This window comes from Rhodoferax sp. U11-2br (genome assembly GCF_018619435.1).
Classification (GTDB): domain Bacteria; phylum Pseudomonadota; class Gammaproteobacteria; order Burkholderiales; family Burkholderiaceae_C; genus Rhodoferax.
The window spans coordinates 1-13,830 of record NZ_JAHFZF010000054.1 but is presented as its reverse complement, the minus strand read 5'-3'; the positions used below and the strand labels follow the sequence as shown (position 1 = coordinate 13,830).

Genomic DNA, 13,830 nt, shown 5'->3' with positions numbered 1-13,830 from the left:
GGCTATGCTTGAGGACCAAAGCCCCCATGCCGCATGCCACCTTTTCCTGCCCCACCCCGCCCGCTGACCCCCGCTGACCCCAACACCCGCGCCCCAGCCATGCTGCTGGCGGCTGGCCGGGGCGAGCGCATGCGCCCACTCACCGACAGCTGTCCCAAACCCTTGCTGAGCGTGTACGGCAAACCACTGATGCAGTGGCACCTGGAGGCGCTGCAGCGCGGTGGCACCCGGCAGGTGGTGATCAACACCGCCTGGTTGGAAAACCGGATTGTTCAGACATTTGGTGATGATTTTGGCCTTGAGCCCTTATTGGGTAAGGGTGAAAAGCTATCGAAATCGGAGTCTATGCAGCTGCGCTACTCGCTCGAAGGCCGTGACTTCGGTGGTGCATTGGAGACCGCTGGCGGCATCTGCCGGGCGCTGCCGCAGCTGTTCCCGGTGCAAGGCTCACTGGCGCCGGACGTGTTCTGGGTGCTGGCGGCCGATGTCTACACGCCGGGTTTTGTATTTTCCCAAGCGGCAGTGACGCGCTTTGCGACCAGCGGCCAGCTGGCCCACCTCTGGCTGGTGCCCAACCCGGCCCACAACCCGCGCGGTGATTTTGGTCTGGACACAACCACAAGCCTGGCGCTGAACCTGCCCAAGGATAATCCGCAGCCACGCTACACCTATTCCACCATCGGCCTGTACCACCGCGACCTGTTTGCGCCGCCCTGGTGCACCATCCCGCCGGGCAACCCGCAGGGTGTCAAGGCTGCGCTGGCACCTTTGTTGCGTGCCGCCATGGATGCGGGTCGGGTATCGGCCGAGCTGTATGACGGCCCCTGGACCGACGTTGGCACCCCTGAGCGGCTGGCCCAGCTCAATGTACCCTGAATACACTTGCTTTTCTAGCTCACCCGCTTTTTGAATCCTTCGCCACCACATACACCATGACTTCACCCGACACCCGCACCCTCTACGCCCAACGCCGCGCCGCCCTGGCCCGCCACATCGGCCCGGGTGGCATCGCCATCCTGCCGACTGCACCCGAGCAGCAGCGCAACCGCGACAGCGACTTCCTGTTCCGCCATGACAGTTATTTCTACTACCTGACCGGGTTCACCGAGCCCAAGGCCTGGCTGGTGGTCACCGGAGACGGCCGCAGCACCCTGTTTTGCCAGCCCAAGGACCTGGAGCGCGAAATCTGGGACGGCTACCGCCTGGGCCCGCAGGCCGCGCCCGAAGCGCTGGGGGTGGACGCTGCCTTTTCCGTGGCCGAGCTGGACAAACAACTGCCGAGCCTGATCGACGGCTGTGAGTCGGTCTGGTACCCGTTTGCCACCCACGTTGGGTTGGAGTCGCGCATCGACGGCTGGCTCAGTGGCCTGCGCACCCGCGTGCGTTACGGCACCCTGTGCCCCGAGCAGCAACGCGACCTGTGTGGCCCGCTGGACGAAATGCGTTTGTTCAAGGATGCCCATGAACAAGACGTGATGCGCCGTGCCGCCGCCATCAGCGCCGGTGCCCATGTGCGCGCCATGCAACGCTGCGCGGCGATGCTGCGCGCCGGACAGGACGTGCGTGAGTACCACCTGGACGCCGAGTTGTTGCATGAGTTCCGCCAGCACGGCTCGCAGTACCCGGCCTATGGCTCCATCGTGGCTGCGGGCGCCAATGCCTGTGTGCTGCACTACCGTGCCGACGCGGGCCGAGTGCAGAGCGGCGAGCTGGTGCTGATCGACGCGGGTTGTGAGCTCGACGGTTATGCCAGCGACATCACCCGCACCTTCCCGGCCAACGGCCAATTCACCGGGCCGCAAAAAACACTGTACGAGCTGGTGCTGGCCTCGCAGGAAGCCGCGATTGCCGCCACCAAGGCGGGCGCCCGTTTCACCGACCCGCACGACGCCACCGTCAAGGTGCTGGCCCAAGGCATGCTGGATGTGGGCCTGCTCGACAAAAACAAGGTTGGCAGCTTGGACGATGTGATCGAAAAACGCGCGTACTTCCCGTTTTACATGCACCGCACAGGCCACTGGCTGGGCATGGATGTGCACGACTGCGGCGCCTACACCGAGCCCGGCGAGATCGGCCAGGTCAGCGAACGCCAAGACGCGCTCACCGGAGAGACCATCAAGAACCGCCCAGCCCGCATCCTGCGCAGCGGCATGGTGCTCACCATCGAGCCCGGCATTTATGTGCGCCCTGCGCCCGGTGTGCCCGAGGCTTTCCACAACATCGGTATCCGCATCGAGGACGACGCCATCGTGACTGAAACCGGTTGTGAACTGATCACGCGCGGTGTGCCGGTGGCGGTGGCCGAGATCGAGGCGCTGATGCGATAAACCATCGAGGTGCCGCCGCAACCCCATTGCGGTGGTGCGGATTCAACCTTCAACCGCGTTACATCATGCCTCAGTCCCAGCCCGCTACCTCCCGGCCCAACACCCCCGAGCAGCTTCGCGCCTTTTTCCAGCAGCACGGTGTGCGGGATGTGGAGTGCCTGTTTGCCGACATCTCGGGTTACCCGCGTGGCAAGCTGATGCCGGCGGACCGTTTTGCTGACGGTGCCGAGTTGCGCATCTGCCAGGCGATCCCGATGCAGGCCGTCACCGGTGAATACTCCTACAACCCGGTGTTTCCCGACAGCGACCCCGATGTGCGGATGCTGCCCGACTACAACACGCTCACGCTGGCGCCCTGGGCCAGCACAGCGCGCGCGGTGGCCTTGCACGACTGCCTGGAGCTCAATGGTGAGTTGTGTACCTTTGCGCCGCGCAGCACGCTCAAACGGGTGCTGGCGCAGTACATGACCCTGGGGTTGACGCCGGTGGTGGCGCCGGAGATCGAGTTTTACCTGACCGCAGCCAACAGCGACCCGGCGCTGGCGCTGGCGCCGCCCACCGTGCGTGGTGGCCGGGCCGAGGTGGGCCAGAGCGCCTTCAGCCTGAACATGCTCAATGAACTCGCACCGTTCTGGGACGAGTTCCGCGCTGCGCTGGTCACGCTCCACATCGACGCCGACACCTGGATCCACGAAGTCGGTCCGACCCAGTACGAGATCAACCTGATGCACGGCAACGCGGTGGCCGTGGCCGATCAGGCCTTCCTGTTCAAGTACGCAGCCCGCGAGATCGCCCTCAAACACGGGTTAAACGCGGTGTTCATGGCCAAACCGATTGCGGGCAGCTCAGGCAGCTCGATGCACCTGCACACCAGTGTGGTGGATGCCGCAGGCGCCAATGTGTTCAGCTTGCCCGATGGTTCGGCAAGCCCCTTGTTTGGCCAGTTCATCGCCGGTTTGCAAACCTTTGGGCCTGAGCTGATGCTGATGTTCGCTCCCAACGTGAACTCGTACCGGCGTTATGTGGCGGGCAGCCAGGCACCCACCAACATGGCCTGGGGGTTTGATAACCGCACCACCGGGCTGCGTGTTCCCGCCAGCGCCCCGGTGGCGCGGCGCGTGGAGAACCGTGTGGCTGGTGCCGACGCCAACCCCTACCTGGCCATCGCGGCCACGCTGGCGGCCGGGCTGGCGGGCTTGCAGCAGCAGTTACAAGCCTCAGAGCCACTGGCCAGCAACGGGTATGACGAGGCCCACGGCCTGCCACGCAGCCTTGATGAGGCGCTGCAAAAAATGCAGCAAAGTGCCCTTGCCAGACAAGCGTTTGGTGATGATTTTGTAACGGGATATTGCGCGGTCAAGGCGCTGGAACACGCCCACTACCAGAGTGAGGTCAGCGCCTGGGAGCGGCGGTATTTGCTGCCCCAGGTCTGAGTCCCCAGGCGGTTTTGTGCCTGGCCCAGGCCTTACGTCTGCTTACAGGCCGGTTCAAACCCGTTCCTAGAATGGTTTGATGAACAAACCAATCTTTTCCTTGGCCGCTTGCCTGTGTGCTTTCTCGTTGTCCAGCGCGGTTTTCGCTGCTGATGTGGGGGTCTCGGTCAACATCTCTCAGCCCGGTTTTTATGGCCGCATCGACCTCAGCCGGGTGTCGCAACCGGTGGTGATTTACCCGCAGCCGGTGGTGATTGAACATCGGGGGCCGGTGTGGCGCGAGCCGATCTACCTGCGGGTGCCACCGGGGCACGAACGGCACTGGGACACACATTGCCGCCTCTACAACGCCTGTGGCCAGCCGGTGTACTTTGTGCAGGACCGTTGGTACCGGGAGGTGTATGCACCGCGCCACCACAGAGAACCACCACGGCGTTATGAAGATCGTGACCCGCGTCGGGACGGGCGGTTTGACCATGGCCGCCACGGTCCCAGGGATGCGTGGCGCAACAAGGATTGATCAGATCAAGGCACCGCCGACAGGCGGTGCGGCTTACAAGCTGCCAGTCAGCTTGTAACGTTCGGTGGCAGCCACCAGTGCGTTGGCAATACCCGGCTCGGAAGCCGCATGGCCAGCATCATCCACCACCTCGAATGTGGCCTGTGGCCAGGCCTGGCGCAGTTGCCAGGCGGTACGTGGCGGGCAGACCACGTCATAACGGCCCTGGATGATGACGGCAGGAAGATGCCTGATTCGGTCCATCTGGGCAATCAACTGCCCTTCTGCCAAAAACATCTTGTTGCAAAAATAGTGGGCCCCAAGCCGCCCGACACCCAGCGCCACGCTGGCGGCACTGAACATGCGCGCCACTTCTGGGCGAGGCACCAGGTGCAAGCAATTGGCCTCGTAGCGGCTCCAGGCCTGGGCAGCCCGCAGGTTCTCTTTGGGGTTGTCACTGAAGAGGCGTTTCACATAAGCGGCCAATAAGTCGCCACGCTCGTCCTCGGGGATCTGCTTCACAAACTGGGCGTGTTCGTCCGGGAAAAACAGCGGCATGCCCTGCAAAAACCAGTCAATCTCGGCCTGTGTGCCAAGGAAAATGCCGCGCAGGACAAAACCGGTGCAACGCTGGGGGTGTGCCTGCCCATAGGCCAAGGCCAATGTGGAACCCCAGGAGCCACCAAAAATCAGCCAGTCCTCGATACCCAGCATCTCGCGCAATTGTTCGATGTCGTCGACCAGCAGTTGGGTGGTGTTCTGGCGTGGCTCTCCAAGCGGGGTGGACTGCCCAGAGCCACGTTGGTCAAACAGCACAATGCGGTAATACGCCGGGTCAAAAAACTGCCGATGGCTGGGCGCGGTGCCTGCCCCAGGCCCGCCGTGCAAAAACAGCACCGGTACACCCTCCGGGTTGCCACTCTCTTCCCAATACAGCGTGTGCAAGTCATCAACCTGAAGTCTGCCGTTGCGATAAGGTTTCACGGGCGGAAACAAATCGGTGATGGCGTAGGAGTCAATCTTGTTGTCGCGCACGTTGGTAAGTTGGATGGGGTGAAAAACGAAGTGGACCGAAACATAGCATCGCAGAGCCCTATTGTCGGGGAATCCGCTGAAAAAGTGAAACAGCTTTGTTACAACGCGCGGCATGGACAGCTGAGTGCGTGCGAGTGATTGGCCGTCTTTGTACTAAGCGTTTTCACCCACGGGCTGGCTCCAAGCTCGGGCCTACAATTTGCGCCCTTTACACCCTCATACGGTGTGGCGAACCGCCGCATCGGTGGCCGACGGAGACCCGCATGCCCCATAACAACCCCGAAGACAAGCGTGCCCAATTGCGCCGCGCGGCACTGGACTACCACCAGATGCCAACCCCGGGCAAGATCGCCATCGCCGCGACCAAACAACTGACCAACCAGCACGATCTGGCGCTGGCCTATTCACCCGGCGTGGCCGCGCCCTGTGAAGAAATCGTCAAGGACCCCAACAACGTATTTAAATACACCAGCCGTGGCAACCTGGTGGCGGTGATCACCAATGGCACAGCGGTGCTGGGTCTGGGTGACATCGGCCCGTTGGCGGCCAAGCCGGTGATGGAAGGCAAGGGGGTGCTGTTCAAGAAGTTCGCCGGCATCGACGTGTTTGACATCGAGATCAACGAAAAACACGACCTGGACAAGCTGGTTGACATCATTGCTTCGCTCGAGCCGACTTTTGGTGGCATCAATCTGGAAGACATCAAGGCACCCGACTGCTTCTATGTCGAGCGCAAGCTGCGCGAACGCATGAAGATTCCTGTGTTCCATGACGACCAACACGGCACCGCCATTTGTGTTGGTGCGGCGATTCTGAACGGGCTCAAGGTCGCGGGCAAGGACCCGTCGCAGGTCAAACTCGTCACCTCAGGCGCGGGTGCGGCCGCGTTGGCCTGCCTGAGCTTGCTGGTCAAGCTGGGTTTCGCGCGTGAAAACATCTATGTCACCGATCTGGCGGGGGTGGTCTATGAGGGCCGCACCGAGTTGATGGACGACGACAAGGCCTTTTTTGCGCAGAAAACGACGGCACGCACCTTGGGCGAGGTGATTGAAGGCGCCGATGTGTTTCTGGGCCTGTCCGCAGGAGGTGTGCTCAAGCCCGACATGGTGCGCAGGATGGCGGCGCGCCCCCTGGTGTTTGCATTGGCCAACCCCACGCCCGAAATCCTGCCCGAAGAGGTGAAGGCTGTGCGTGATGACGCGATCATTGCCACTGGACGCTCGGACTACCCTAATCAGGTCAACAATGTCCTGTGTTTTCCGTACATCTTTCGCGGCACGCTGGATGCGGGCGCATCCACCATCACCATCGAGATGGAAATTGCTGCGGTACACGCCATTGCCGAGCTGGCGCAGGCGGAGCAAAGCGAGGTGGTGGCAGCGGCCTATGCGGGTGAAAAGCTCTGTTTTGGCCCAGAGTATCTGATCCCGAAACCGTTTGACCACCGGCTGATGATGAAGATCGCGCCGGCGGTGGCCCAGGCAGCGTTTGACAGTGGTGTGGCCACACGCCCGATCCAGGACATGGCCGCCTACCGCCAGCAGCTGCAAAGTTTTGTGTATGCGTCTGGTACGGTGATGAAACCGATCTTCACTGCCGCCAAAAAAGGTCTCAAAAAGCGCGTGGTTTATTCCGAAGGCGAGGACGAGCGGGTGCTGCGGGCCTGCCAGATTGTGGTTGACGAAGGTCTGGCGCTGCCGACCCTGATCGGTCGCCCGGCAGTGATTGCCGAGCGCATCGAAAAATTTGGCCTGCGCCTGCGCGAGGGAGACGATTACGCTGTAGTCAATGTCGAGAAGGACCACCGCTACCGCGATTTCTGGCAAACCTACCACCGCATGACCGAACGCAAGGGCGTCACTGAGCAGATGGCCAAGATCGACATGCGCCGTCGCTTGAGCCTGATTGCCTCCATGTTGTTGCACAAAGGTGATGTGGATGGCATGATTTGTGGCACCTGGGGCAGCTTGGCGCTGCATCTGAACTACGTGGACCAAGTGGTGGGCAAACGCGCCGGTGTGACCACCTACGCCTGTATGAATGGCTTGCTGCTACCGGATCGTCAGATTTTTCTGGTTGACACTCACATCAACTACGACCCGAGCGCCGCCCAGTTGGCAGAAATCACCACCATGGCTGCCGAGGAAATGAAGCGTTTTGGCATCACCCCTAAAGTAGCCTTGTTGTCGCACTCCAATTTTGGGAGCAGCAACCAGCCCACAGCCGTCAAAATGCGTGACACACTGGATTTGTTACGCGCCAACACCCCATGGCTCGATGTGGATGGTGAAATGCACGGTGATCTGGCCCTGGATAGCAAGTCGCGTGCGGTCCTGATGCCCAACAGCACATTGACAGGTGATGCCAACCTGTTGGTGTTGCCCAATCTCGACGCCGCCAATATCTCCTACAACCTGCTGAAAACCGCCGCCGGTGGCAACATCGCCATTGGCCCGGTGCTGCTGGGTGCGGCCAAACCCGTGCACATTTTGACTGCCAGTACCACGGTGCGGCGCATCGTCAACATGACCGCCTTGACGGTCGCCGATGCCAACGTCAGCCGGTAAAAAACCACCACCACAAAAACCGGAAGAACAGGTCCGCGGAACTGTATTCCCACACAGCCATTGCTCATTGTTTGAGCAATGGCTTGCATTTATTTGGCAAATCACCGACACTTACGCCCTTGAAAGTACGGGTTTACCCTGAGTAAATAAGGAACGCTGGTCCATGTTGCGGTTTGAAAAATTTAAGTTGGTGATCACTGGCTTATGTTTGATCGCAGTGTTGACACCGGGCGCGATCCAGGCCAAAGCAAGCGCGCCGACAAACATCCAAGCGACGATCCGTGTGACGGAGTTGCCCAGACCGGGCGAGCAGATGTTGGCCTTGATTCATCAAGGCGGACCGTTTGCCAGCGAGAAAGATGGCTCGGTGTTTGGCAATCGGGAGAGGTTGTTGCCACCTTTTAAACGGGGTTACTACCGGGAGTACACCGTAGCGACTCCTGGGGTGAGTCATCGGGGAACCAGGCGGATTGTGTGTGGTGGGCCACCAAAAATCCCTGACGTCTGTTACTACACCGCCGATCACTATGCGAGTTTTCGCAAGATCGTGCCCTGAATTTGAATTGTTACTTTGAACAGAAGAGAGAAGATGAATATGTTACTTGACCAGGCAACCCTCAAGCCGCCGGCCACATTGGCCGACGTGCCTTTGCGCGGTGTGCGGCCCAATATTGTTCAGTCCATCCGGGCATTCAGAGTGCCGGATCTGCAGGCCGCAGCGCAAGGTTTGGGGCATCACTTTTTGTATGCCAACCTGGCCAACGCCCAGAGCAAGCAGGATGTGCTGGACCTGATCAGCCAGCAATTCATGCTGACCGTGCAAGTCGGCAAGAACTTCGATTCCCTGTACGACAGCATGACCGACCCGGTCCACAAGTCGGGCCCGCAGCCTGGTTTTATCGCGGTGCTGGAGCATATTCCGGCCAATGCCAAGTTTGACAAGGAAGCGCGCGAGCAGTTGCTTGACATCTTCCGCGACACCGCTGATTACTGGGGGGACAGAAAAATACCCTTCAGGTGTTTCTATTCTTTTCTGTAGCCCGTTCTGCACACACCAGCCAAGCAGAACGGGCGAACGAGGCAAACAACGGCGTGACCACGGACGGTGGCCAAGCTGATGAAGTCCTGTCGGACAACGGCGAGAAGATGCCCACCGACAAATTGTTGGACATTTCGCCACAAGCACTGCGCATGAGCAGCCCCTTCAATGCGGGGTATTGGACAGCCAGTTAAACGGATGTCCCGCATAAGAAAAAAGCCTGACTCGTCAGGCTTTTTTTATGCACTGGCCACGGCCAGCGCCAGCGCGATGTAATCGTCCACTGGCACCTCTTCGGCGCGGCGCTGGACATCAAAGTCGCCCGCAAAATTCCTGGCCTGCAGCCACTGCCCCAGGGTGTGGCGCAGCAGCTTGCGGCGTTGGCTGAAGGCCACTTGCACCAGTTCACTGAGCAGCGCGACATTCACGGCGGCCGGATTGTCACGCGGCACCATGCGCACCACGGCACTGTCGACACGGGGTGGTGGTTCGAAGCTCTCTGGCGGCACCAGCAGCACGTTGTCCATGGCGTAGCGCCACTGGAGCATGACACTCAGGCGTCCGTACGCGGCCGTGGCAGGGCGTGCCACCATGCGGTCGATCACTTCCTTTTGCAGCATGAAATGCTGGTCTTCAATCAGATCCACATACTGCAGCAGATGGAACAGGATCGGTGTCGAGATGTTGTAAGGCAGGTTGCCAACGACTCTTAATTTAAGAGCGCTTGGCTCTTTCAATATAAGGGAAAAGTCGACTTTTAATACATCAGATTCTATCACCTGCAGCTGCCCGTGAGCGCGCAGGCGCAGCGCCAGATCGCGGTCCAGCTCAATCACCGTGAGGGCACCAAGACGCTCTACCAGAGGTTGTGTCAGCGCGGCCAGACCCGGGCCAATCTCGACCATGGCCTGGCCGGGCCTGGGATCAATGGCGTCGACGATGGCATCAATGATGCCGCCGTCGGTCAAAAAGTGTTGTCCGAAACGCTTGCGCGGGATGTGTTTCATGTGTGATGGGTGGAGAAAGGGGCGTGCAGGTCGGGCGTTTTATTGCGGCGGCTCGCGCATTTCCACATAGGCCCGGGCGCGCACTTCTTGGGCCCAGCTCAGATAGGTTTCATCGAGTTTCTTCTCGCGCAACATGGCCCGGGTGGCTTCGCGCTGCTGCTCTGCCGTCAGGCTGACTTTGCGGCGTTCAAGCAACTGGATCAGGTGCAGACCAAAACGGGACAGCAGCGGGTCACTGACCTCGCCAGGAGCCAGGCGGTTCATGGCCGCTTCAAATTCAGGCACAAACATGCCCGGGCTGGTCCAACCCAGGTCACCCCCTTGTGCGGCACTGCCGTCCTGGGAGTTGTCACGCGCCAGGGTCGCAAAATCCGCCTGCTGGGTCACCACCAGTTTTTTGAAATCGCTGAGTTTGCGGCGCGCATCGGCCTCACTCAGACGGGCGCTGGGTATCAGCAAGATGTGGCGTGCATGGCTTTGTGTGACAGCCATGGTGGGCGCGCCGGGGCGGACTTTTTCCACCACTTTGAGAATATGAAAACCTGCTGGCGAGCGCACCAGATCCGCCACATCACCCACCGACAAAGCCGCCGTGGCTTGAACAAACAAATCCGGGTAGCGGCTGGTGCTGCGCAGACCCAGTTGGCCACCATTGGCCTGGTCGACCGCGTCAGAGAACTCGCGCACCAGGGCGGCAAAGTCGTCACCCTTGCGGGCACGCTCTTGGGCACGTTGTGCCCGCAGTTTCAAGGCATCCACCTGCTGGGGGGTGGCTGATTCAGGCACCGCCACCAGAATCTGTGCGATATTGATCTGGGTGTCGCTGGCAGGGGTGGCGCTGGTCTGATCACGCAGGAATTGGTCGATGTCTTGCTCACTCACTCGAATGCGTGACTCCACATCGCGTTCGCGCAGGCGCTGCAACAGGATCTGGTCCGACAGCTGGCTGCGAAACTGGCTCACCGACTGGCCTTCGCGCACCACACGGCGGCGCAGTTCGGCCACATCCAGCTGGTTTTGCGCCGCAATCGACAGTTCGGCTTGGTCGATGGCCGACTCTTCCACACGCAGCCCGGTGTCCCGCGCAGTTTGTAGTTGCGCCTTGCGGTTGATCAGTGCCTCCAGCACCTCCGGCAACAGCAGTCCGATATCTGGCGGCGCCCGCCGCTGTTGCTCCAGTTGCAGGTACTCGCGTTGTGCCTCGCGCAGCACCTCGGTGTTGGTGATGGGCTCCGAATTCACCACCGCCACGATGAAGTCTGCCTGTGCCAGGGCCGACTTGACAGCCACCGGCGATGGCGCAGGTGTGGCATCCGGCAGGCGCAGGCCTTGGGCTTGCGCCTGGCTCAGCACACCAAGTGCCAGCACGGCCATGGAGAGGGTCTTGAGACGGTAGGTCATGGTGGTTCAATCGTAATTGCTGAAACGGCTCGGTGAGCCCGCGGGCTGGCTCAAGCTCTGATAACCGGGAATATTGTTTTTGAGGGCCTGCAGCGGGTTGACACCAAAGCCGGTAAACCCGACAAACACCAACTGGAACATGATGCTCTGGTTGGCACTGCTGGTACCGGTTTGCAGCCGCTCAAACACCACACGCCCAAGCCAGCAGCCCGCATCGTACTCAAAACCCAGCACCGCATTGACCATCTGGCCCTCGTTGATGCCGTAGTTCAGGCGTCCGACGCTATACCAGCGGCCCGCACCGTCGCCCATGTTCCTGGCCTGGCCGTTGCTGCCCCACAGGTCGGCCAGTGGCCATTGCCAGCTGAGGTCGATCTGTTCACTGCTAGCACGTTGAAAGCGGTAGGCAGCGTTCAAGATGCGGTAGCTGCCCGGACGGTAAGTGGCGTTCAAGGTGGAGCGCGAGGTGCGTTCGATGTCCGGGTTGTATTGCACGGTGCCGCCAAAGTTCCAGCGTGGGTCCCAGTTGACCGAACCGCTGAGCAGCAAATCACTGACGCGGTCGGTCAGCGCAGTGCCACCTGGCAAGGTCACTTTTTGATCATCAAACAAAATCCGCTGTGCCACCCCAAAACGGGCTGCCTCGGCACCGGTATCGGGATCGAGCAGGCGGCTGGTCACACCCAGGGTCACCTGATGGCTGTCAGAAATGCGGTCATTGCCAACAAAGGCGTTTTCCGTGTAAACGGTTGACAAATTGAAGTCATTGGCGCCCGAGTCGTAATTGGGCAGATAACTTTGGTCACGGTAAGGGGTGTGGACATAAAAGGCCCGTGGCTCCAGTGTCTGGTTCAGTTTGCGGCCGAAGAATTCGGTGTCGCGTTCAAACACCAAGCCACTGTCCAGGCTGAAGGTCGGCAACACCCGGCTGGCCTGCTTCTGACCCGTGCTCAAGGGGGCGTCAAATTCGTATTGCGTGGCATGTAACTGCAGCTTGGGGGTGATGAAACCTTCTGGGGCGCGCCAGGAACGGCTGACCTGTATCAAAGAAAACAGGCGCTGTCCGTCGGTTTGATTGGATGCCTTCTTATCAGATTCGAAACGTGTGTAGTCCACATCCAGTGCCAGGTTCAGGCCCGAAGCGGTCTCACTCGCGTAATGGGTGGTGAGTTGTGGCATCCGGTTGTACGGTGGCACGATGTTGGCTGCGCTGTCTGCCAGGTCTTGCAAGGTTTGCCACTTGAGCACACGCACCATGCTGGTGAACGGGCCGTTGGTCCAGGACAATTGGGCATCGTTGGCCAGCAAACGCTGGGTGTTGGCGGCCACCAGCGCCGCGTCGTTGACCGACAGCTGGCCGGTGGTGACAGTGGCGCGGGAGAAGTCTTTCCAGTAGTTGTCATCACTGACGCGGTTCAGGTTCAGGTTCAGGTTGAAGCCGTTGTCGGCCCAGTCGCTGTTGATCTTGGCTTGGTGGTTGGCATTCAAACTCCAGCGGCTGCGATCGCGCAAATCGTCGCTGCCCATCCAGTCCATTTTGGCCGTGCCTGTGTAATCCGGCTCCAGGTAGCGGAATTCGGTGCCGAGGTTGAGCCCGCGCTTGGTCATCAGGGTCGGGGTGATGGTGGCATCCCGGTTCGGCGCGATGTTCCAGTAATAGGGTTGTGCCAACTCAAAACCGTTGACGTTGCCCAGGCCGATGGTGGGTGGCAACAAGCCGGACTTGCGCTGGTCACTCAGCGGAAAGGTGACATACGGGATCGGCAGCAAGGGCACGCCTTTGAAGCTCAGTACCGCCCCCTCCGCAGTGCCAACGTCTTCCGCGTTGTCGATGCCGATCCGGCTGGCCTTCAGTATCCAGGCGGGCAGCCAGTCCGGGCCACCGTTGCGTTTGCAGGTGGTGAAGGTGGCGTTGTGGATGACGGCCCGCTGGTCATCGAGAAAGTTCACTCGGTCAGCCTGGCCATGGCCATCATTCTTGAGGAAATGGTAGGTGGGGGTGTTGAAAAAGCCTTCAAACGCATCCACCCGCAGCTCCAGCAGGGGCCCCTCAAAAATGTTGCCGGCGCGGTTGATGCGCACATGACCGATCGCACGTGCCTGATCGGTTGGCTGGTTGTATTCCAGCCGGTCGGCCTTGATCACCATGTCGGCTTTGCGCAGCATGGCATGGCCCTCGACCACGGTTTCCAGATCGGTGCGTCCGGAGACGGTGTCACCAGAAATAAAACTGGGCAACAGGCTGCGCGTCAGCGGGCTGATCGACTCCTCCAGCTTGGCGCTGTTCCTGAGTTGCAAGAGTTCGATGGGGACCTCCTCCTGCGCCAGCACCAGCGTCGGAGCCAGCAGGCCACCGATCACACACAGGCCCAGCTCGCGCCAACGGCCACCATCTGCCCGAAAGAAGGGGTCAAGCATCAGAAAGAACATCGGGCGAGGCATCAGAGGCCATGTTGGGTTGAAGAGGGACAAAAAGGCGGTCAGTAGAATGGATTATCCATGAGCCAAGCCAACCCCACCCC

The 13,830-nt window shown here is 60.5% G+C and carries 11 protein-coding genes; 7 read left to right on the top strand and 4 right to left on the bottom strand.

Annotated elements, in window-relative coordinates; genetic code table 11:
• Window positions 1-33 precede the first annotated feature (33 nt).
• From KKO72_RS20405 to KKO72_RS20390, 4 genes are all read left to right on the top strand, one after another.
• Window positions 34-876 carry a nucleotidyltransferase family protein gene (locus KKO72_RS20405; protein WP_251140820.1) on the top strand — a complete coding sequence of 281 codons (843 nt, stop codon included), beginning with the start codon at window positions 34-36 and terminating at the stop codon, window positions 874-876.
• Between the two features lie 56 nt (window positions 877-932).
• Window positions 933-2,327 (top strand): aminopeptidase P N-terminal domain-containing protein, encoded by a 1,395-nt coding sequence (locus tag KKO72_RS20400; RefSeq protein WP_214943608.1) that lies wholly within the window; start codon window positions 933-935, stop codon window positions 2,325-2,327.
• Between the two features lie 65 nt (window positions 2,328-2,392).
• On the top strand, window positions 2,393-3,760 hold the full coding sequence (locus KKO72_RS20395; RefSeq protein WP_214943605.1) for a glutamine synthetase family protein: 1,368 nt from the start codon (window positions 2,393-2,395) through the stop codon (window positions 3,758-3,760).
• Window positions 3,761-3,839: 79 nt separating this feature from the next.
• Window positions 3,840-4,280, top strand: coding sequence for a hypothetical protein (locus KKO72_RS20390; protein WP_214943602.1), 441 nt, complete (start codon window positions 3,840-3,842; stop codon window positions 4,278-4,280).
• 33 nt (window positions 4,281-4,313) lie between these two features.
• Here the strand turns inward: KKO72_RS20390 and pip are convergent, their stop codons facing one another.
• Window positions 4,314-5,294 (bottom strand): prolyl aminopeptidase, encoded by a 981-nt coding sequence (pip, locus tag KKO72_RS20385; RefSeq protein ID WP_371736922.1) that lies wholly within the window; start codon window positions 5,292-5,294, stop codon window positions 4,314-4,316.
• 263 nt (window positions 5,295-5,557) lie between these two features.
• Here pip and KKO72_RS20380 point away from each other — a divergent pair, with 263 nt between their 5' ends.
• The 3 genes from KKO72_RS20380 to KKO72_RS20370 all read left to right on the top strand — a co-directional run bounded on the left by KKO72_RS20380 (window position 5,558) and on the right by KKO72_RS20370 (window position 8,900).
• Entirely contained in the window at window positions 5,558-7,861 is a 2,304-nt protein-coding gene (locus KKO72_RS20380; RefSeq protein WP_214943596.1) for an NADP-dependent malic enzyme, read from the top strand.
• A 163-nt stretch (window positions 7,862-8,024) separates the two neighbouring features.
• Window positions 8,025-8,417, top strand: coding sequence for a ribonuclease domain-containing protein (locus tag KKO72_RS20375; protein WP_214943593.1), 393 nt, complete (start codon window positions 8,025-8,027; stop codon window positions 8,415-8,417).
• 33 nt (window positions 8,418-8,450) lie between these two features.
• Window positions 8,451-8,900, top strand: a complete 450-nt coding sequence (locus tag KKO72_RS20370) for a barstar family protein (RefSeq protein ID WP_242472942.1) — start codon at window positions 8,451-8,453, stop codon at window positions 8,898-8,900.
• Between the two features lie 239 nt (window positions 8,901-9,139).
• Here the strand turns inward: KKO72_RS20370 and rsmA are convergent, their stop codons facing one another.
• Genes rsmA through KKO72_RS20355 form a run of 3 tightly spaced genes read right to left on the bottom strand, consistent with a single transcriptional unit; the run spans window position 9,140 to window position 13,726 of the window.
• Entirely contained in the window at window positions 9,140-9,907 is a 768-nt protein-coding gene (gene rsmA / locus KKO72_RS20365) for a 16S rRNA (adenine(1518)-N(6)/adenine(1519)-N(6))-dimethyltransferase RsmA (protein WP_214943590.1), read from the bottom strand.
• A 39-nt stretch (window positions 9,908-9,946) separates the two neighbouring features.
• Complete coding sequence (locus KKO72_RS20360; RefSeq protein WP_214943588.1) at window positions 9,947-11,308, bottom strand: peptidylprolyl isomerase; 1,362 nt, start codon at window positions 11,306-11,308, stop codon at window positions 9,947-9,949.
• A gap of 6 nt (window positions 11,309-11,314) precedes the next feature.
• Window positions 11,315-13,726 carry an LPS-assembly protein LptD gene (locus KKO72_RS20355; RefSeq protein WP_251140819.1) on the bottom strand — a complete coding sequence of 804 codons (2,412 nt, stop codon included), beginning with the start codon at window positions 13,724-13,726 and terminating at the stop codon, window positions 11,315-11,317.
• Between the last annotated feature and the right edge of the window lie 104 nt (window positions 13,727-13,830).

Coding starts and splice junctions, on each gene's coding strand:
- KKO72_RS20405 (WP_251140820.1), top strand. CDS start 34: ATGCCACCTTTTCCTGCCCCACCCCGCCCGCTGACCCCCGCTGACCCC.
- KKO72_RS20400 (WP_214943608.1), top strand. CDS start 933: ATGACTTCACCCGACACCCGCACCCTCTACGCCCAACGCCGCGCCGCC.
- KKO72_RS20395 (WP_214943605.1), top strand. CDS start 2,393: ATGCCTCAGTCCCAGCCCGCTACCTCCCGGCCCAACACCCCCGAGCAG.
- KKO72_RS20390 (WP_214943602.1), top strand. CDS start 3,840: ATGAACAAACCAATCTTTTCCTTGGCCGCTTGCCTGTGTGCTTTCTCG.
- KKO72_RS20380 (WP_214943596.1), top strand. CDS start 5,558: ATGCCCCATAACAACCCCGAAGACAAGCGTGCCCAATTGCGCCGCGCG.
- KKO72_RS20375 (WP_214943593.1), top strand. CDS start 8,025: ATGTTGCGGTTTGAAAAATTTAAGTTGGTGATCACTGGCTTATGTTTG.
- KKO72_RS20370 (WP_242472942.1), top strand. CDS start 8,451: ATGAATATGTTACTTGACCAGGCAACCCTCAAGCCGCCGGCCACATTG.
- rsmA (WP_214943590.1), bottom strand. CDS start 9,907: ATGAAACACATCCCGCGCAAGCGTTTCGGACAACACTTTTTGACCGAC.
- KKO72_RS20360 (WP_214943588.1), bottom strand. CDS start 11,308: ATGACCTACCGTCTCAAGACCCTCTCCATGGCCGTGCTGGCACTTGGT.
- KKO72_RS20355 (WP_251140819.1), bottom strand. CDS start 13,726: ATGCTTGACCCCTTCTTTCGGGCAGATGGTGGCCGTTGGCGCGAGCTG.